The sequence below is a fragment of the Klebsiella sp. JN_Kp121 genome (assembly GCF_040062145.1).
Lineage (GTDB): Bacteria > Pseudomonadota > Gammaproteobacteria > Enterobacterales > Enterobacteriaceae > Klebsiella > Klebsiella aerogenes.
In genome coordinates this window covers 32,991-50,059 of sequence record NZ_JBEAHX010000005.1, presented here as the reverse complement: position 1 = coordinate 50,059, position 17,069 = coordinate 32,991, and the positions used below count along the sequence as shown (strand labels likewise).

Annotated in this window: 20 protein-coding genes; 11 read left to right on the top strand and 9 right to left on the bottom strand. The window is 54.1% G+C overall.

Annotated elements, in window-relative coordinates; translation table 11 throughout:
- Positions 1-15 precede the first annotated feature (15 nt).
- Positions 16-456, bottom strand: a complete 441-nt coding sequence (gene slyA / locus ABLU86_RS09225) for a transcriptional regulator SlyA (protein ID WP_020078997.1) — start codon at positions 454-456, stop codon at positions 16-18.
- Between the two features lie 172 nt (positions 457-628).
- Here slyA and ABLU86_RS09220 point away from each other — a divergent pair, with 172 nt between their 5' ends.
- From ABLU86_RS09220 to ABLU86_RS09210, 3 genes are read left to right on the top strand one after another with little or no spacing between them, the layout of a single operon-like run.
- Positions 629-865, top strand: coding sequence for a DUF1656 domain-containing protein (locus ABLU86_RS09220; RefSeq protein WP_015366868.1), 237 nt, complete (start codon positions 629-631; stop codon positions 863-865).
- Positions 866-875: 10 nt separating this feature from the next.
- Positions 876-1,772, top strand: a complete 897-nt coding sequence (locus ABLU86_RS09215; protein WP_045388350.1) for an HlyD family secretion protein — start codon at positions 876-878, stop codon at positions 1,770-1,772.
- A complete protein-coding gene (locus ABLU86_RS09210; RefSeq protein WP_015366870.1) occupies positions 1,772-3,796 on the top strand; it encodes an FUSC family protein in 2,025 nt (674 codons plus the stop codon). The genes ABLU86_RS09215 and ABLU86_RS09210 overlap by 1 nt, the downstream gene beginning before the upstream one ends.
- Here ABLU86_RS09210 and sodC read toward each other — a convergent pair.
- The 3 genes from sodC to ABLU86_RS09195 all read right to left on the bottom strand — a co-directional run bounded on the left by sodC (position 3,789) and on the right by ABLU86_RS09195 (position 5,568).
- Positions 3,789-4,310: a superoxide dismutase [Cu-Zn] SodC gene (gene sodC, locus ABLU86_RS09205; RefSeq protein ID WP_015366871.1), complete on the bottom strand. Its 522-nt coding sequence runs from the start codon at positions 4,308-4,310 to the stop codon at positions 3,789-3,791. The two genes, ABLU86_RS09210 and sodC, sit on opposite strands and share 8 nt — an antisense overlap.
- Positions 4,311-4,380: 70 nt before the next feature.
- A complete protein-coding gene (locus tag ABLU86_RS09200) occupies positions 4,381-5,277 on the bottom strand; it encodes an aldo/keto reductase family oxidoreductase (protein ID WP_020079000.1) in 897 nt (298 codons plus the stop codon).
- 48 nt (positions 5,278-5,325) lie between these two features.
- Positions 5,326-5,568, bottom strand: a complete 243-nt coding sequence (locus ABLU86_RS09195) for a DUF1289 domain-containing protein (RefSeq protein WP_161799874.1) — start codon at positions 5,566-5,568, stop codon at positions 5,326-5,328.
- A gap of 133 nt (positions 5,569-5,701) precedes the next feature.
- On the opposite strand from ABLU86_RS09195, the gene ABLU86_RS09190 reads away from it, so the two are divergent.
- From ABLU86_RS09190 to rnt, 4 genes are all read left to right on the top strand, one after another.
- The gene (locus tag ABLU86_RS09190; protein WP_015705222.1) at positions 5,702-6,301 is read left to right on the top strand and encodes a TetR/AcrR family transcriptional regulator; all 600 of its coding nucleotides are present in this window, start codon (positions 5,702-5,704) and stop codon (positions 6,299-6,301) included.
- Between the two features lie 52 nt (positions 6,302-6,353).
- Positions 6,354-7,451: an alkene reductase gene (locus tag ABLU86_RS09185; protein ID WP_015366875.1), complete on the top strand. Its 1,098-nt coding sequence runs from the start codon at positions 6,354-6,356 to the stop codon at positions 7,449-7,451.
- Positions 7,452-7,530: 79 nt separating this feature from the next.
- Positions 7,531-7,938: a lactoylglutathione lyase gene (gloA, locus tag ABLU86_RS09180; RefSeq protein ID WP_015705221.1), complete on the top strand. Its 408-nt coding sequence runs from the start codon at positions 7,531-7,533 to the stop codon at positions 7,936-7,938.
- A gap of 266 nt (positions 7,939-8,204) precedes the next feature.
- On the top strand, positions 8,205-8,849 hold the full coding sequence (rnt, locus tag ABLU86_RS09175) for a ribonuclease T (protein ID WP_015366877.1): 645 nt from the start codon (positions 8,205-8,207) through the stop codon (positions 8,847-8,849).
- Between the two features lie 52 nt (positions 8,850-8,901).
- On the opposite strand, the gene ABLU86_RS09170 is transcribed toward rnt, so the two are convergent.
- Positions 8,902-9,249 (bottom strand): Grx4 family monothiol glutaredoxin, encoded by a 348-nt coding sequence (locus tag ABLU86_RS09170; RefSeq protein ID WP_015366878.1) that lies wholly within the window; start codon positions 9,247-9,249, stop codon positions 8,902-8,904.
- Positions 9,250-9,588: 339 nt separating this feature from the next.
- On the opposite strand from ABLU86_RS09170, the gene ABLU86_RS09165 reads away from it, so the two are divergent.
- Entirely contained in the window at positions 9,589-10,464 is an 876-nt protein-coding gene (locus ABLU86_RS09165) for a C40 family peptidase (protein ID WP_015366879.1), read from the top strand.
- Here the strand turns inward: ABLU86_RS09165 and ABLU86_RS09160 are convergent.
- Entirely contained in the window at positions 10,461-10,916 is a 456-nt protein-coding gene (locus ABLU86_RS09160) for a helix-turn-helix domain-containing protein (RefSeq protein WP_015366880.1), read from the bottom strand. The two genes, ABLU86_RS09165 and ABLU86_RS09160, sit on opposite strands and share 4 nt — an antisense overlap.
- 478 nt (positions 10,917-11,394) lie before the next feature.
- On the opposite strand from ABLU86_RS09160, the gene sodB reads away from it, so the two are divergent.
- Positions 11,395-11,976, top strand: coding sequence for a superoxide dismutase [Fe] (sodB, locus tag ABLU86_RS09155; RefSeq protein WP_348796100.1), 582 nt, complete (start codon positions 11,395-11,397; stop codon positions 11,974-11,976).
- Positions 11,977-12,026: 50 nt separating this feature from the next.
- Here sodB and ABLU86_RS09150 read toward each other — a convergent pair whose 3' ends face one another.
- Together ABLU86_RS09150 and ABLU86_RS09145 are read right to left on the bottom strand one after the other, a co-directional pair.
- Complete coding sequence (locus ABLU86_RS09150; protein WP_348796101.1) at positions 12,027-13,193, bottom strand: MFS transporter; 1,167 nt, start codon at positions 13,191-13,193, stop codon at positions 12,027-12,029.
- Between the two features lie 159 nt (positions 13,194-13,352).
- Positions 13,353-13,442 (bottom strand): YnhF family membrane protein, encoded by a 90-nt coding sequence (locus tag ABLU86_RS09145; RefSeq protein ID WP_032705726.1) that lies wholly within the window; start codon positions 13,440-13,442, stop codon positions 13,353-13,355.
- 295 nt (positions 13,443-13,737) lie between these two features.
- On the opposite strand from ABLU86_RS09145, the gene purR reads away from it, so the two are divergent.
- A complete protein-coding gene (gene purR, locus ABLU86_RS09140; protein ID WP_015366884.1) occupies positions 13,738-14,763 on the top strand; it encodes an HTH-type transcriptional repressor PurR in 1,026 nt (341 codons plus the stop codon).
- 19 nt (positions 14,764-14,782) lie between these two features.
- Here purR and punR read toward each other — a convergent pair whose 3' ends face one another.
- The gene (gene punR / locus ABLU86_RS09135) at positions 14,783-15,694 is read right to left on the bottom strand and encodes a DNA-binding transcriptional activator PunR (RefSeq protein ID WP_015366885.1); all 912 of its coding nucleotides are present in this window, start codon (positions 15,692-15,694) and stop codon (positions 14,783-14,785) included.
- A 112-nt stretch (positions 15,695-15,806) separates the two neighbouring features.
- On the opposite strand from punR, the gene punC reads away from it, so the two are divergent.
- Positions 15,807-16,991 (top strand): purine nucleoside transporter PunC, encoded by a 1,185-nt coding sequence (punC, locus tag ABLU86_RS09130; protein ID WP_032711519.1) that lies wholly within the window; start codon positions 15,807-15,809, stop codon positions 16,989-16,991.
- Positions 16,992-17,069: the final 78 nt, after the last annotated feature.

The window sequence follows — 17,069 nt, the reverse complement described above, 5'->3', positions numbered from 1 at the left end:
GAGCCCTGTTCCTGGCTAGTCTTTAGCCTGAAGATCGAGGATATTGTTTTCAAGTTTACGGATTAAGTTGAGCAGCGTTTCGACTTCCTGCTTTGATACACCTGCAAGGATTTCATCACGCGTTTTGCCGATCACGTCTTCCATTTGGTTGATCAGCGGTTCAGCCTTTTCCGTTAGCTTGATACGTTTCGCCCGGCGATCGTTTGCACAAGTCTGGCGAGAAATAAGCCCTTTCTCCTCCAGTTGATCCAGCGTGCGCACCAAAGAGGGCTGTTCAATACCAATTGCCTTGGCCAACTGGATTTGCGACTGCTCAGGAGGTAGCTGATGAATGTTATGCAGCGTGACCCAGTGCGTCTGCGTTAACTCCAGAGGTTTCAGGCGATGGTCGATCAGCGCGCGCCAAACGCGTACCAAACGTGCCAGATCAGAACCAAGTGGCGATTCCAATTTCATCTCCTTATAATTAGCTTGCTAAGTTATTATACTGCTTTTAGAATAGTGTGCAGCATTTAAATTACCAAAACAAATGAATTACTTGATTCACTAAATTCAAAACAATGATTTACAATGTGAACTAATTCATCACCAAGAACATTATCCCTGCAACGGCAAAGGATTTTTGCTTGTGAAACTGAGTCTTAACACTCCCGGATTGTCGCTACAGGACCTGGTGTTCGGCGCTTCTATCTATTTTCCCCCGTTATTTAAAGCCGTCGTGCTTGGTTTCTTTATTTGGCTAATAGTTCATCGTCAGTTGCGCGACTGGATGTACGCCGGCGAAATCTGGCATCCCCTGCTGATGGACCTTTCCCTGTTTGCGCTGGCCGTTTGCCTGGCGCTGGTTCTCCTGACTCTCTTGTGATGCTCATTTCATGAAGAAACTAAAATATCTCTCAACCTTAATTATCGCCGCCTGCGCAATCATCGCCGCCTGGCTGGTCTGGAACTACTACACTCAGTCGCCATGGACCCGCGACGGTAAAATCCGCGCCGAACAGGTCGGCATCACCCCGCAGGTCTCCGGCAGTATTTTGCAGTTGAATGTTAAAGATAACCAATTGGTCAACGCCGGCGACGTGCTGTTCCGTATTGACGATACGCCTTATCGCATTGCGGTATTAAACGCTCAGGCTCAGTTGGCAAAAGCCAAAGCGGAACTGGCAAAAGCCAAAGCCGAGCAAACCAAGGCCGCCAGCGACGTTACTCGCCGCCGCAGTCTGTCGCAAAACTTCATCTCCGCTGAAGATATGGAAACCGTCAATACCGCCCTGAATACCGCCAATACGACCTATGAGGCGGCTAAAGCGGTCGTTGGCGTGGCGCAAGCCGCGCTGGAGCATGCGCAGTGGCAGCTGACGCAAACCGTGGTTAAAGCCCCGGTTGATGGCTGGATAACTAATTTGTCAACGCGGGTCGGGGACTATGCCTCCGTCGGCCATCCCGTATTTGCCCTTGTCGACAGCCACTCTTTCTATGTGCTGGGTTATTTTGAAGAGACCAAACTACGTCACATCCGCGAAGGTGATAGCGCCCAGGTCGTTCTTTACAGCAGCAAACAAACGTTACAGGGTCACGTTTCCAGCATTGGCCGCGCTATCGTCGACCAGAGCGTCGAAGGCGGTTCGGCGTTGGTCGCTAATATTAAACCCAATATTCCGTGGGTGCGCCTCGCGCAACGCGTACCGGTACGTATCGAGTTCGATAAACTCCCTGTGGATGTCACATTGGTTTCAGGTACCACCTGTACCGTGTCAATTGGCGGACAATAATGAAGCTGCAGGCTCTGCGCTGGCAATCACTGCCGTGGTTTAAAGCCAGCCGCCCGCAATGGCGCTACGCATTGCGCAATGGGATAGCCATGTGTCTGGCGCTTAGCATCGCCTATGCGCTGGATCTTGATGAACCCTACTGGGCAATGACCTCAGCCGCAGTCGTGAGCTTCCCGACCGTCGGCGGCGTTATCAGTAAGAGTTTTGGCCGTATCGCCGGCAGCCTGCTCGGCGCCTGCGCCGCCCTGCTACTTGCGGGCCACACCCTTAACGACCCGTGGCTATTCTTATTCAGTATCTCAGCCTGGATTGCGCTCTGTACCTGGGCCTGCGCGATGTTTACCAATAACGTCGCCTACGCTTTTCAACTGGCGGGCTATACCTGCGCAATCATCGCCTTCCCGGTTATAAATGTTACCGACGCGAATGAACTGTGGACTATCGCTCAGTCGCGGGTCTGTGAAGTGATTGTGGGGATATTGTCCGGCGGATTCATGATGATGATCCTGCCCAGTACCTCAGATGGCGTCACGCTGCTGACGGCGTTGAAGAATATGCACTCACGGTTATTAGAGCATGCCAGCCTGCTGTGGGTGCCGGAAACCACCGATGCGATTCGTAGCGCTCATGAAAGCGTCATCGGTCAGATCCTGACTATGAATCTACTGCGTATCCAGGCCTTCTGGAGCCATTATCGTTTCAGACGGCAGAACCCCTTGCTGAATTATCTGCTGCATCAGCAGTTGCGAATGACCAGCGTCATCTCCAGCCTACGGCGAATGTTATTGAACTGGCCGGATGCGCCTGGTAATACGCGGGCGGTGCTGGAAACGTTACTTAGCGAGCTCGCCAATCCGCACGCAAATGTTTATAGCGTGGCGCGAATTCTGGTGCCGCTAGCCCCCGGCCCTAACGCCGACTATCGCCATCTGGCGTTCTGGAAACGGCTGCGTTATTTCTGTCGTATCTATCTCGAAAGCAGCCGCTGGATCCGCCGCATCGAGAACGCCAGCGCTATCACGGTGTTCAATGTCCCTTCGGCGCCCGCGCTGTCGCGCCATACCGATCAGGCGGAAGCGTTATGGAACGGCTTACGGACCTTCTGCGCGCTGGTGGCCGTGGGCGCCTGGGGTATCAGCACCCAATGGCAGGCCTGCGCCGCCGCGCTCACCCTCGCCGCCATTAGCTGCGTACTCTACTCGATATCGCCTTCGCCCTTTAAATCGCTCACCTTATTGATGCGTACGCTGGTGCTGTTGTCGCTGTTCAGCTTTGTGGTGAAGTTTGGCCTAATGGTGCAGATAACCGACCTGTGGCAGTTTTTACTGTTTCTCTTCCCGCTGCTCACCACCATGCAGTTATTGAAACTCCAGATGCCGAAGTTCGCAGGGCTGTGGGGGCAGTTAATCGTCTTTATGGGATCGTTTATTTCGGTCACCAACCCTCCGGTTTACGATTTTGCCTCGTTCCTTAATGATAACCTCGGCAAAATCATTGGTGTCGGTCTTGCGTGGCTTGCCTTTGCGATTATCAGCCCCGGCTCGGATGCGCGGAAAAGCCGCCGCCATATTCGTGCGTTACGGCGTCACTTTGTCGATCAGTTGAGCCGACGCCCGCAGCACAGCGAGCATGAATTTGAGTCACTGGTGTACCACCACATTAGCCAGTTAAGCAGCAGCCAGGACGCACTGGCGCGACGTTGGCTGCTGCGCTGGGGCGTGGTGCTGCTCAACTGCTCGCATGTCGTGTGGCAACTACGTGATTGGGAGACACGCTCCGATCCGCTTTCACAAGTGCGCGACTTGTGTATTAGCCTGCTACGCGACGTCATGAGTGAACGCGGCGTCCAGCAACGCCCACTTGCCTCGACGTTGCTGGAGCTGCAGCGGATATGCGATACCCTTAACCACCATCATCAGCCGGCGGCTAAAGAGCTGGCGGCGATTATCTGGCGGTTATACTGCTCGCTATCGCAGTTAGAACAGGCGCCGATTGCCGGCACCATTACCGAACGGACTACTTAATCACCCCGCAGGCAAAACGCTCGCCGCCGCCGCCCAGCGGCTGCGGACTATCGGCCATATTATCGCCGCCGACATGCACCATCAGCGCTTTGCCCTTCACTTCCGCGAGCGTTTTCAGGCGCGGGGCAATAACCGGTTGGTTAGCCACGCCATCGTCGTTCACCACCAGCAAAGGAAGATCGCCAAGATGCCCTGCCCCTAATGGCCCTTCATGTTTGCCGGTATGTTGTGGGTCGAAATGACCGCCCGCCGCGCCAGCGGCGACCGCCTTACCGTCTTTTATCGCCGGTTGGCAACTCCCTTCTGCGTGGATATGAAAGCCGTGTTTGCCCGGCGGAAGCGCGCGTAAATCAGGCGTAAACTCAAGGCCTCTGTCGGTTTCAGTGATTTTAACGCTGCCGACGGCCTGGCCAACGCTCTGGCTGGTGACAAGATTGAGGGAGACATCTTCACTGGCGGCCTGAGCGCCAGCGCAAAATGCGAGAGTGAAAATAGCGAGTAAACATCGTTGCATAACACCTCCGGATTAGCCGTATCCCTGATAAGTGTAAACCAGGTAGCGGCATCCGGAGGCGTAATCTGGCTTACGGGACGTCGTAACCCAGCGCCGCTTTACGAATGCGGAACCACTGCTGGCGCGTCATATGCAGTTTTTCCGCCACAATAGCTGAGCGCACGCGCTCGATTTTCCCCGAGCCAATAATCGGCAGCGGTTTCGACGGCAGGCGCAATACCCAGGCGTAAACCACCTGCTCAATGCTTTCTGCGTTGAGCTCCTGGGCAATTTGCGCCAGCTCGTCGCGCAGCGGCTGGAAGCTTTCGTCGTTGAACAGGCGTCCGCCGCCGAGGCAGGACCAGGCCATCGGGCGAATGCGCAACTGCTGGAGTTGATCGAGGGTGCCGTCAAGCAGCAGTGGCTGATGTACCGGCGAGAGCTCGACCTGGTTAGTGGCCAGGGTAAAAGGCAGGCGCGATTGTAAAAGCGTAAACTGCGCCGGCGTAAAGTTAGATACCCCAAAGTGGCGCACTTTCCCACTATGATGTAACGCGAGGAAAGCCTCAGCGACCTCATCGGCATCCATCAGCGGATCCGGGCGGTGAATCAGCAGTAAATCGAGATGATCGGTCGCCAGATTACGCAGGGATTGCTCGGCGCTGAGAATGATATGGTCGCGGTCAGTAATATAGTGGCCAATAGTATTTTCCGCGCGCGCCTTGGTCGCAATACCGCATTTGCTGACGATTTCCATACGGTTACGCAGGTGCGGGGCGCGTTTAAGCGCTTCGCCAAACGCGGCTTCACACTGATAATCGCCGTAGATATCGGCGTGGTCGACGGTCGTAACCCCCAGATCCAGGTGCTGCTCAATAAAGCCAACCAAAGCGTCGGTGGACATCTTCCAGTCCATGAGACGCCAGTAGCCCATTACAAAACGTGAAAATTCCGGCCCCTGCGGAGCCATAGCAATACGCTGAACCATAAACGCTTCCTCGACAAAAAAGTGTTCTGAGTATACGCATATTTGTCGTCAAAACAGTGAGGGTTGCTGCGGTTCTTCCGCCGGCTCCTGCTTAGTCGCGCGAATTTTACGCAGTAAACGCTGGCGGCACAGACGCAGAACCTCCTGTTTTTGCGCGTCGCTCAGCTTTTGCCAGTTAAAGCGCTCATCCCGGCTACGAAAACAGCCGCGGCAATACCCGCGTTCATCGGACTGACATATTCCCCGGCACGGACTTTGTACCGGGAAAAACTCCAGCTGCTCTGCCACCACCGCTCTCCTGTATTTTCTCTCTGTCTCTCATTGAAGACGTTCCACCGCCAGTGCGCAACTTTTGTTGTCTTCGTATTCGCGCTAACGATCATTTTGCTTGCATTAGACCAATCGGTCTACTACAGTGTGCTCCATGAACAGACACAGCGAATGCGATACCCGAGAACACATCCTCATCACCGGCGAGCAACTATGCATGCATCGTGGTTTTACCGGCATGGGCTTAAGTGAACTTCTGAAAACGGCGGAAGTGCCGAAAGGCTCTTTCTATCACTACTTTCGCTCAAAAGAAGCCTTCGGCGTCGCGCTGCTTGAACATCACTACACCGGCTATCTGCAGCGCCTGGTTGATCACTTTGACCATGGCGAAGGCAACTACCGCGACCGACTGCTGGCCTACTATCAGCACACGCTGAATCAGTTTTGCCAACAGGGCATTATCAGCGGTTGCTTAACCGTGAAGCTGTCGGCGGAGGTGTGCGACCTGTCGGAAGATATGCGTACAGCCATGGATAAAGGCGCCAGCCAGATTATCGCCCTATTGGGCGAAGCGCTGGAAAAGGGCCGTCTGGAGGGTAGCCTGTTGTTTGAGGGGGAAGCTATCACCCTTTCACAGGTGCTGTACTCGTTGTGGTTGGGAGCCAATTTACAGGCCAAAATTACGCGTAGCGCAACGCCGCTGGAAAGCGCCCTTGCTCACGCCAAACAAATCATTGCAGCGCCTGCGGTTTAACAGGCGTTTTATTTAACCAGTTACAAGACGACCGGTCTACTCAGGAGTCATTATGTCAGAATCTAAATTGTTCAGCCCGTTAAAAGTCGGTGCGGTGACCGTACCTAACCGCGTATTTATGGCTCCGCTGACCCGTCTGCGCAGCATCGAACCAGGCGACATCCCTACTCCGCTGATGGCTGAGTACTATCGTCAGCGCGCCAGCTCCGGCCTGATTATCACCGAAGCGACGCAAATTTCCGCCCAGGCGAAAGGCTATGCCGGCGCGCCGGGCCTGCATAGCGCAGAGCAAATGGCCGCATGGCAAAAAATCACCGCTGGCGTTCATGCTGAAAACGGTCATATCGCCGTGCAACTGTGGCACACCGGGCGTATCTCCCATAACAGCCTGCAGCCGGGAGGCGCGGCGCCGGTTGCGCCATCGGCGCTGAGCGCAGGCACGCGTACTTCGCTGCGTGATGAAAACGGTCATGCCATTCGCGTCGATACGTCGATGCCGCGCGCGCTGGAAACGGACGAAATCCCAGGGATCGTGGATGACTTCCGCCAGGCGGTAGGCAATGCCCGCGATGTCGGCTTCGACCTGGTAGAGCTGCACTCCGCGCATGGTTATCTGCTGCACCAATTCCTGTCGCCTTCTTCTAACCAGCGTACCGACCAGTACGGCGGCAGCGTTGAGAATCGCGCTCGCCTGGTGCTCGAAGTGGTCGATGCCGTCAGCAAAGAGTGGAGCGCCGATCGTATCGGCATTCGCGTGTCGCCAATCGGTAGTTTCCAGAACGTCGATAACGGCCCGAACGAAGAAGCCGATGCGCTCTATCTTATTGAGCAGCTGGCAAAACGCGGTATCGCTTATCTGCACATGTCCGAACCAGACTGGGCCGGCGGCCAGCCGTACAGCGACGAATTCCGCCAGAAAGTTCGCGATCGCTTCCCGGGCGCGATTATCGGCGCTGGCGCCTATACGGTGGAGAAAGCCAACGACCTTATCAATAAAGGACTGATCGATGCCGTGGCCTTTGGCCGCGATTACATCGCCAACCCGGATCTGGTGGCGCGTCTGCAGAAGAAAGCTGCGCTTAACCCGCAGCGCCCGGAAAGCTTCTACGGCGGCGGCGCGGAAGGTTATACCGATTATCCAACCCTGTAATCCCTCCATTGATAGCGGCGTACCAACGCCGCTATACTCAAGACTCTGATGTATCAAAACAAACTGCATAGGGGAAATTATGCGCTTACTTCACACCATGCTGCGCGTTGGCGACCTGCAACGTTCTATTGAGTTTTACACCAACGTGCTGGGCATGAAGCTGCTGCGTACCAGCGAAAACCCTGAATATAAATACTCGCTGGCTTTCGTCGGCTACGGCGAAGAGAGCGATACCGCGGTTATCGAACTGACCTATAACTGGGGCGTGGATAGCTACGAACTCGGTACCGCCTATGGCCATATTGCGCTGAGCGTCGACAACGCGGCGCAAGCGTGCGAGCGTATTCGCCAGAATGGCGGCAATGTCACTCGCGAAGCTGGCCCGGTTAAAGGCGGCAGCACGGTTATCGCCTTTGTTGAAGATCCGGACGGCTACAAAATTGAGCTGATCGAAGAGAAAGATGCCGGAAAAGGTCTCGGCAACTAAGTTAATTCGGGCGCGTTCGCGCCCGTCAGGCTGCTGACAAAGAAGGAAAAAGCGTGGTTTTTCCTTCTTTGTAGTTATCAGCCGAAAATCAATAAATTGATTTTCCTTGTTATTTGTCTAATGCAATCTGAAATCCTACTGATTGCATGACGTTTATCATCAATCTCATCGGGCGCGTTCGCACCCGATGTTTTCTCCCTTCCTGCTGCAAGCCGCGGCAAAATTTGCCATAATGCGCGCTACTTTTTTCCAGCTAAGAGAATCTGATGTCCGAGAACGCTCAACTTAATGGTCTGTGCGGCCGTTTTCGCGGTTTTTATCCTGTGGTAATTGATGTTGAAACCGCCGGGTTTAATGCCAAAACCGACGCCCTGCTGGAGATCGCCGCTATTACGTTGAAGATGGATGAGCAGGGCTGGCTGATGCCGGACGAAACGCTGCATTTTCACGTGGCTCCCTTCGAAGGGGCCAATCTGCAGCCGGAAGCGCTGGCTTTCAATGGAATTAACCCAAACGATCCGGAGCGCGGCGCGATAAGTGAATACGATGCGCTGCACGCCATTTTTAAAATGGTTCGCAAAGGAATGAAAGAGAGCGATTGTAGCCGCGCGATTATGGTGGCGCATAACGCGACTTTCGATCACAGCTTTACGATGGCCGCCGCCGAGCGCGCCGGGTTGAAACGCAACCCGTTCCATCCTTTCGTGACCTTCGATACCGCCGCGTTGAGCGGGTTGGCCTTAGGGCAAACGGTATTGTCTAAAGCCTGCATCGCCGCCGGCATGGAGTTTGATGGCAGCAAGGCCCATTCTGCGTTGTACGATACCGAGCAAACCGCCCAGCTATTCTGCGAAATCGTCAACCGCTGGAAGCGCCTTGGCGGCTGGCCGTTACCTGTACCTGAAGCGTAAGCGATAAAAAAGCGACTTCCAGAGAAGTCGCTTTTTCTTTTGCAGCAAAGAATTACTCTGCTTTCGGCTCGTCAGCGTTGTGCTTTGCAGCCGTTTCTTTGATCAGCTGCTGCAGTTCGCCGCGCTGATACATTTCGATGATGATGTCGCAACCGCCAACCAGTTCACCGTCAACCCACAGCTGCGGGAAGGTCGGCCAGTTAGCGTATTTCGGCAGTTCAGCGCGGATATCCGGGTTCTGCAGGATATCAACGTAGGCAAAACGTTCGCCGCAAGCGGAAAGCGCCTGCACTGCCTGAGCGGAGAAACCGCAGCTCGGCAGCTTCGGAGAGCCTTTCATGTACAGCAGGATCGGGTTTTCAGCGATTTGACGTTGGATCGTTTCTAGAGTGGTGCTCATTGTCGTGCTTCCTTAAACATCTTTACGGCAGTAATTTGTCATTGTAGCGTCCTGGACGCAGGACCGATAATAACATTTTTTTCACTCGCCACATTTTATCTTCTGTCGTCTGAAGTTGCCTTAAAAATATCACTTTGTGACGTCACCGCGGGGCGAGTTGCGCACTTTCTGTACGAGGCGGCGATTGTCTGACTCATTTTTTTGCAATCGTTAACCAAACGACATTTTAGATACAAAAGAGTATTAACTTTCTGGCTTTTTATGCTTTAGAATCATTCCGGTTTGTCATTCACCGTCAGGCATTAGTATATGTCTGTAATTTAATCAGGGGATTGCTCAGTGGCGCGGCTCAATAAAATCGCGATATCGCTCTGTGCATTACTGTTTACATCTATCTCGCTTACGCCATTGGCGCATGCTTCAGGGCATACGCACGCTTCGGCTACGCCGAAGGCGCACCCGGCGAAAGGCTCCACCGCCGAGCGTAAGAAGAAAGCAACGCAAAATAAATCCAAATCCACCACTAAAACTACCCGTAAAAAAACCTCAAGCGCGAAGTCCCCTACTCGTACTACCGCAGCAAGCCAAACCGCGCTTAATCGTCAAGTCGCCGGCGCCACTAAAAAATGCGTGTTGCGTAAAGGCTATAAAAAGCAGTGTGCGAAAACGGTAAAATCCAGCGAAGCATCGACGCTGGCGTTGAACAGCGTGAAAAGCAAATGCGTGGTGCGTAAAGGCTACAAAAAACGTTGTAAACCTGTCGCTGATGAACCGAATCTGACGATTGCCGATGCGCACAAAGCCCGAGTGCAAAAAGCGCAAAGCACTGCCATGAATAAACTCATGGATCAGCTAGGCAAACCTTATCGCTGGGGAGGCTCCTCACCGCGTACCGGTTTCGACTGCAGCGGGCTGGTTTATTACGCCTATAAAGATCTGGTAAAAATTCATATTCCGCGCACCGCTAACGAAATGTACCACCTGCGCGATGCCCGCCCGGTTGACCGCGATGAACTGCAAAGCGGCGATCTGGTCTTCTTCCGCACCCGCGGACGCGGCACCGCCGACCACGTAGGCGTTTACGTTGGAAACGGTAAGTTTATCCAGTCGCCGCGTACCGGCCGTGATATTCAGATAACCTCCCTGAGCGAAGATTATTGGGTTCGCCACTACGTCGGCGCGCGCCGCGTAATGACGCCAAAAACCATTCGTTAAGAGGCACAGACCCCGGTTTGCCGCTGCGCCGGCAAACCGCTCTTCTGTACATTCCCCTCCTCTTCCAGATTCAGCGGATACTGCATTCGCTCCTCCAGTTGCGCGGGGTGACGGCGGTAGCTGGTCGGCGACATACCAAAATGACGACGGAAAGTACGGCAAAATGTCGCCTGGCCTTCAAACCCGAGCAGCAATGAGATACTCAACGCCGAATCCTGCGTCTGTTTGAGAATACCGGCGGCAATGGTCATTTTGCGTCGGCTAACATATGTTCCCAGCGTATAACCGGTAATCAGCGCGAACTGGCGCTGAAAGTACCAGTGCGAATAACCCGATTTCCTTGAGATTGCGGTGACGGGTAGCGCGGTAAAGATGTTGTCTTCGATCCACTCGATGATATCTATGACGATCGGAATAATATGTCCGCTGACCATTTCATGTTTATGCGCCATCTCTTCTCATCCATCAATTATGAGCTTTATGCTTGTTCAATAACGATTTCTTACTCCGAGGTTCGTTGCCTACAGAGACAATTATATTTGTCATACAATTAAAATTAATCCCAATGATTATTGGGCATGAAAGTCATTCCCATTGCGCATAATGCTCACAAGCTAATGATTTATACCATTTTAAAAAGATAACAAGGGGTGAGGATACGCAGCGTTTTAGTCGTAGGCAGGGGCATCGATGGGGACTTTGCGAATCATATCGCTCACCATGCGCCAGACTGGCGAAGGCTTAATCAGTCGCATTAGCAATGAATAACCTTTGTTGTTGTAAGTCTTTTAACTGACTTCAGCAAATGTTAACATTCTCAACACAATAACATGTAACACTCGCGACAGCGTTACACAGTAAATACGATATTCAGGTGAACATTCACCTAATTAATGTGAGAAAAAACAAAAAGTTATAAGGAGAGTAGCAATGTCGTTCGAATTACCTGCATTACCATATGCAAAAGACGCCCTAGCGCCGCACATTTCCGCAGAAACCCTGGAATACCATTACGGTAAACATCACCAGGCCTACGTGACCAACCTCAACAACCTGATCAAAGGCACCGCTTTTGAAGGCAAATCTCTGGAAGAGATCGTTCGCTCTTCTGAAGGCGGCGTTTTCAATAACGCAGCGCAGGTCTGGAACCACACTTTCTACTGGAACTGCCTGGCGCCGAATGCCGGCGGTGAGCCGGAAGGCGAACTGGCCGTAGCGATTAACAAATCTTTCGGTAGCTTCGCTGATTTTAAAGCGAAATTCACCGATGCCGCGGCGAAAAACTTCGGCGCAGGCTGGACCTGGCTTGTTAAAAACGCTGACGGCAGCCTGGCTATCGTCTCCACCAGCAACGCCGGCACCCCGCTGACTACCGATGCGACCCCGCTGTTGACCGTTGATGTCTGGGAACACGCCTACTACATCGACTACCGCAATGCCCGTCCTAATTATCTGGAACACTTCTGGGCGCTGGTAAACTGGAAATTTGTTGCCGCCAACCTGGCAGCATAAAAATAAAACCGCAGCAGGGTTACCCCGCTGCGGTTTTTTCTTAGTGCGACTTAGTTATTCGCTAACGCTTCTTCTGTTTGTGAACGCCCGCCAAACAGCACCACCGCCAACGCCAGCCCGGCAATAATCGCCCCCATCACCGGCACAAAAGCATAACCGAGACCGCCGGATATCACCGCGCCGCCCGCCGCCGCGCCCAACGCATTACCGAGATTGAAAGCGCCAATGTTAACCGACGATGACAGGCCCGGCGCTTCGTGCGCCACGCGCATTACCCGCATCTGCAACGGTGGAACCACCGCGAAGGTTGCCGCGCCCCACACGACCATGCTGACGGCAGCACCCAGTTGCGATTGCGCCAGTAACGGAATGGCCAACATGATGGCAATCAGTAACAACAGGAACCCTTTCAGCGTTCCGGAGACTGAACGGTCGGCAAATTTACCCCCCAGATAGTTGCCAAGCGAGAAACCGACGCCGATCAACACCAGCATGGCGGTAACAAACAGCGGTGAAGCGTGGGTGATGGTATGCAGTACCGGAGAAATGTAGGTATACAGCGTGAACATCGCCCCGGCGCCCAGCACGGTAGTCAACAGCGCAGAGAGTACCTGAGGACGCATCAACACCGAAAGCTCGCGCTTCACGTTCGGACGTTCGCCGGCGCTACCCTTCGGCAGGGAGAACCACAGACTGACCATCGCAATTAACCCCAGACCCGCCGTGGCGAGGAACGACATTCGCCAACCGATGGTTTCACCAAGCCAGGTGGCAGCCGGTACGCCGCCGATATTGGCAATGGTCAGCCCCATAAACATGGTCGCGACCGCACTGGCCTGTTTGTGTTTTGGCACCACGCTTGCGGCAACGACTGAGCCGAGGCCGAAGAACGCGCCATGATTGAGGCTGGTGATAATACGCGACAGCAGTAGCGTCGTGTAATCCGGCGCAATAGAAGAGACCACATTGCCGAGGGTGAAGATCCCCATCAGGAAGATCAATGCATTGCGGCGAGCGCGATGCGATAGCAGCAACGTCATTAACGGCGCGCCGACCATCACGCCAATGGCATAGGCGCTAATCAGCATCCCCGCGACCGGAATAGAAACATCGACGCCTTTGGCGATAACCGGCAGTAATCCCATCGGGGAAAACTCGGTGGTACCGATACCAAAGGCACCGATCGCCAACGCGAGTAAGGGAAAGTTGATTTTCATTCAGAGACTCCATCAGGCCGATTCAGGACACGGCATTACATCAGAAGCCAAAAGCATGACATCAATCACAGAAAAACAGAAGTAAACAAAATGACAAAAGATTTTTGCAGATTTGCTAATAATGGCGGGATGGGAGGGGAAGCCCCCTCCCTGCTGGAATCAGTGCAGTACCGCGGTCAACGCGGCGGCGACGATCAGACCCAAAACAATAACCGTCGTTGTCAGCGAAAACTTTAAATTTGTGTCCATCAATTTTCTCCCCTGATTATCCCCACATAGAAAGTGAGCTTGCTCATTTTTGCACAAAAATATGCAAAAATCTTCCCGGATTTAGAGTGATGCACATTTTTGCTCTTCCCCTTTGCCGCGAGATAGGACAAAATCCCACGCTAATTTGAAAGCGTATCGGCCATTGACCCCTTCCTGTCGTTCTGTGTCGTTTTCCCAGGTGTTGCAATGTTGAGCATTGTATACAGGGTGTGTATAGGCAAACGTTTACGTATCGATAATCAGACGATCAGGTCAAGGTCTGGAGTGAGAAGTAATGGCAACTATTAAAGATGTAGCGAAACGCGCAAACGTTTCCACTACAACTGTATCACATGTGATTAACAAAACCCGTTTCGTGGCGGAAGAGACGCGCAATGCGGTGTGGGCGGCAATTAAAGAACTCCACTATTCGCCAAGCGCCGTGGCTCGCAGCCTGAAAGTCAATCACACTAAATCGATCGGTCTGCTGGCCACCAGCAGCGAAGCGGCCTATTTCGCTGAAATTATCGAATCCGTAGAAAAGAGCTGCTTCCAGAAAGGCTATACCCTGATTCTTGGCAACGCCTGGAACGATCCGGAAAAACAGCGCGCCTACTTGTCGATGATGGCGCAAAAGCGCGTTGACGGCCTGCTGGTGATGTGTTCCGAGTACCCGGAGTCGGTGCTCAGTATGCTCGAAGAGTATCGTCATATTCCGATGGTGGTGATGGACTGGGGCGAAGCCAAAGCGGACTTTACCGACTCGGTTATTGATAATGCCTTTGAAGGCGGCTATATCGCCGGCCGTTACCTGATTGAACGCGGCCATCGTGAAATTGGCGTTATTCCGGGCCCGCTTGAGCGCAACACCGGCGCCGGGCGCCTTGCTGGCTTCATGCAGGCGATGAAAGAAGCGCATATCAATGTGCCGGAAAACTGGATTGTTCAGGGCGACTTTGAACCGGAATCCGGCTACCGCGCCATGCAGCAGATCCTTAATCAGCAGCATCGCCCAACCGCCGTGTTCTGCGGCGGCGACATCATGGCGATGGGCGCTATCTGCGCCGCCGACGAAATGGGCCTGCGCGTGCCGCAGGACATTTCGCTGATCGGGTATGATAATGTGCGCAACGCCCGCTACTTCAGCCCGGCGCTGACCACGATACATCAACCCAAGGACTCACTCGGAGAAGCGGCATTCAATATGCTGCTCGATCGTATCGTTAATAAACGTGAAGAGTCGCAGTCCATCGAGGTGCATCCACGTCTTATCGAGCGCCGCTCGGTAGCCGACGGCCCGTTCGTCGATTATCGCCGCTAACACCTTCCTCCGGCGCCGGTTATTCCGGCGCCCGCAACCACTCCCGATTCAACGTTTCGCTGTCGCCAAGATAGTCAAGCAGCCAGCTTAAAGCGGGTGAAGCATCGCTTTGTTGCCAGGTCAAGCAGCAGGCGGCATCCGGGAATGGGTTTTCCAGCGTCAAGGCCGTCCACTCCCCGCTATCGATATGCGGGCGGGCGAAATGGCCTGGCACCATCCCGACGCACAATCCTGCCGAAAGACAGGTGGCTGAAGATTCCCAATCCGGCACCACCACCCGCTTCTGGTTATCCAGCAGCCAGGTTGTGCGCTTCGGCAGCGAGCGTGAGGTATCTTCGCGCACCAGGGACGGCCAGTTGCGCAACACGTCATCACTGAGCGGCCCTTCCATCTGTGCCAGCGGATGACTGCTGGCGACGACACAGTGCCAGTTCAGCATCCCCATATCGCGAAAAGCGTAACGCCCTCCCACCGGTATCGAACGCGTCGCGCCGATAGCGAGTTCTACCCGCCCATCGGCTAACGCATCCCAGACGCCGTTGAAAACTTCCTGAAAAACGATCAGTTCGACATCGCTAAAATGGCGATAAAAATCAACGATCATCTGGCGCATCCGCGCCGGTTTAACGATATCGTCCACCGCAATGGACAGCTGGCCGCGCCAGCCGTTAGCAATTTGCTGGCACTGCTGGCGGGTGATCTGCATTTTTTTGATAACAGAACGCCCTTCCTGCAAAAACCAGTGCCCGGCGGGGGTCAATTCAACATCACGATGGCGACGTTCAAAAAGCGGAACCGCCAGCCACTCCTCCAGCTGTCGCACCGTATAGCTCACCGCCGAAGGTACGCGGTGTAGCTCCTGCGCCGCGGCGCTGAAACTCCCGTTACGTGCTACAGCATCAACCACTTCTAAGGAATATTCAGACCACATATTCTGCCTGCAAAATTTTTGAATGCATGTGACAAATAATAGCGTTTCACAAGGCGGATTACACTCCCTACACTCTGCGGCATCGTACCTGCATCAGTAGAAAGAGAACGTTATGCAACAACCTGGGAAAGGATTTTTAGTGTGGCTGGGCGGCCTGAGCGTGCTTGGCTTTCTGGCCACCGACATGTATCTACCGGCCTTTGCCGCCATTCAGCAAGACCTCAACACCTCTGCCGCATCGGTTAGCGCCAGCCTGAGCTTATTCCTCGCGGGCTTCGCGCTCGGCCAGTTGTTCTGGGGACCGCTGTCGGACCGCTATGGCCGGAAACCGATTCTGCTCGCCGGGCTGGCTATCTTCGCTCTTGGCTGCCTTGGGATGCTGTGGGTACGCGACGCGACGCTGATGCTGGTACTGCGTTTTGTCCAGGCGATCGGCGTATGCGCCGCCGCGGTGACCTGGCAGGCGATGGTGACCGACTACTATCCGGCCCAGCGCACCAACCGCATTTTCGCAACGATCATGCCGCTGGTCGGGCTCTCTCCGGCGCTGGCGCCGTTACTCGGCAGCTGGCTGTTAGTTCATCTGGAATGGCAGGCTATCTTCGCCACCCTGTTCGCTATCACCTTACTGTTGATGCTGCCGGCTTTTCGTCTGAAGGCGGTCGTCAAACCTGCTGGCGAAACCCAGCAGAAACTTACCTTTATGGCCCTGCTGCGTTCACGTGAATATAGCGGTAACGTACTCATTTATGCGGCGTGTTCCGCCAGCTTCTTCGCCTGGCTCACCGGTTCGCCGTTTATCCTCCATGAAATGGGCTATGGCCCGACGGTGATTGGTCTTAGCTACGTGCCGCAAACTATCGCCTTCCTGATCGGTGGTTACGGCTGCCGCGCGGCGCTGCAAAAATGGCAGGGTCATCAGATGCTGCCCTGGCTGCTGGTTGTTTTTGCGCTGAGCGTGGCGGCGACCTGGCTTGCCGGGATACAGGATCATCCGTCACTGGTTGCGCTAATGGTTCCGTTTTGCATCATGGCGATTGTGAATGGCGGGATTTACCCTATCGTCGTCGCCCAGGCGCTGAAACCTTTTCCACAGGCAACCGGGCGCGCCGCCGCCCTGCAGAATACGCTGCAGCTTGGCCTCTGTTTCCTGGCAAGCCTGCTGGTCTCAAGCCTTATCGCCACTCCGCTTCTGACCACCACCAGCGTGATGCTGATTTCCATCGTTCTGGCAGGCATCGGTTTCTGGATGCAGCAACGACGCGTGCAGTTAGTGAACGAATCGTCTCACGCTTGATGATTTTTTAAAGGATCTCCCGGACCAGTAATTAGCCTGCTAATATATTTTTATTGAAAGGCGGTTTTTAGCGGCCTA

Bases quoted from the DNA above. Each gene is read 5' to 3' on its own strand.
- ABLU86_RS09200 (WP_020079000.1), bottom strand. From the start codon at position 5,277: ATGGTTCAGCGTATTGCTATGGCTCCGCAGGGGCCGGAATTTTCACGT.
- ABLU86_RS09170 (WP_015366878.1), bottom strand. From the start codon at position 9,249: ATGAGCACCACTCTAGAAACGATCCAACGTCAAATCGCTGAAAACCCG.
- ABLU86_RS09210 (WP_015366870.1), top strand. From the start codon at position 1,772: ATGAAGCTGCAGGCTCTGCGCTGGCAATCACTGCCGTGGTTTAAAGCC.
- slyA (WP_020078997.1), bottom strand. From the start codon at position 456: ATGAAATTGGAATCGCCACTTGGTTCTGATCTGGCACGTTTGGTACGC.
- ABLU86_RS09190 (WP_015705222.1), top strand. From the start codon at position 5,702: ATGAACAGACACAGCGAATGCGATACCCGAGAACACATCCTCATCACC.
- sodC (WP_015366871.1), bottom strand. From the start codon at position 4,310: ATGCAACGATGTTTACTCGCTATTTTCACTCTCGCATTTTGCGCTGGC.
- ABLU86_RS09150 (WP_348796101.1), bottom strand. From the start codon at position 13,193: ATGAAAATCAACTTTCCCTTACTCGCGTTGGCGATCGGTGCCTTTGGT.
- ABLU86_RS09185 (WP_015366875.1), top strand. From the start codon at position 6,354: ATGTCAGAATCTAAATTGTTCAGCCCGTTAAAAGTCGGTGCGGTGACC.
- punR (WP_015366885.1), bottom strand. From the start codon at position 15,694: ATGTGGTCTGAATATTCCTTAGAAGTGGTTGATGCTGTAGCACGTAAC.
- gloA (WP_015705221.1), top strand. From the start codon at position 7,531: ATGCGCTTACTTCACACCATGCTGCGCGTTGGCGACCTGCAACGTTCT.
- purR (WP_015366884.1), top strand. From the start codon at position 13,738: ATGGCAACTATTAAAGATGTAGCGAAACGCGCAAACGTTTCCACTACA.
- ABLU86_RS09145 (WP_032705726.1), bottom strand. From the start codon at position 13,442: ATGGACACAAATTTAAAGTTTTCGCTGACAACGACGGTTATTGTTTTG.
- punC (WP_032711519.1), top strand. From the start codon at position 15,807: ATGCAACAACCTGGGAAAGGATTTTTAGTGTGGCTGGGCGGCCTGAGC.
- rnt (WP_015366877.1), top strand. From the start codon at position 8,205: ATGTCCGAGAACGCTCAACTTAATGGTCTGTGCGGCCGTTTTCGCGGT.
- ABLU86_RS09160 (WP_015366880.1), bottom strand. From the start codon at position 10,916: ATGGCGCATAAACATGAAATGGTCAGCGGACATATTATTCCGATCGTC.
- ABLU86_RS09215 (WP_045388350.1), top strand. From the start codon at position 876: ATGAAGAAACTAAAATATCTCTCAACCTTAATTATCGCCGCCTGCGCA.
- sodB (WP_348796100.1), top strand. From the start codon at position 11,395: ATGTCGTTCGAATTACCTGCATTACCATATGCAAAAGACGCCCTAGCG.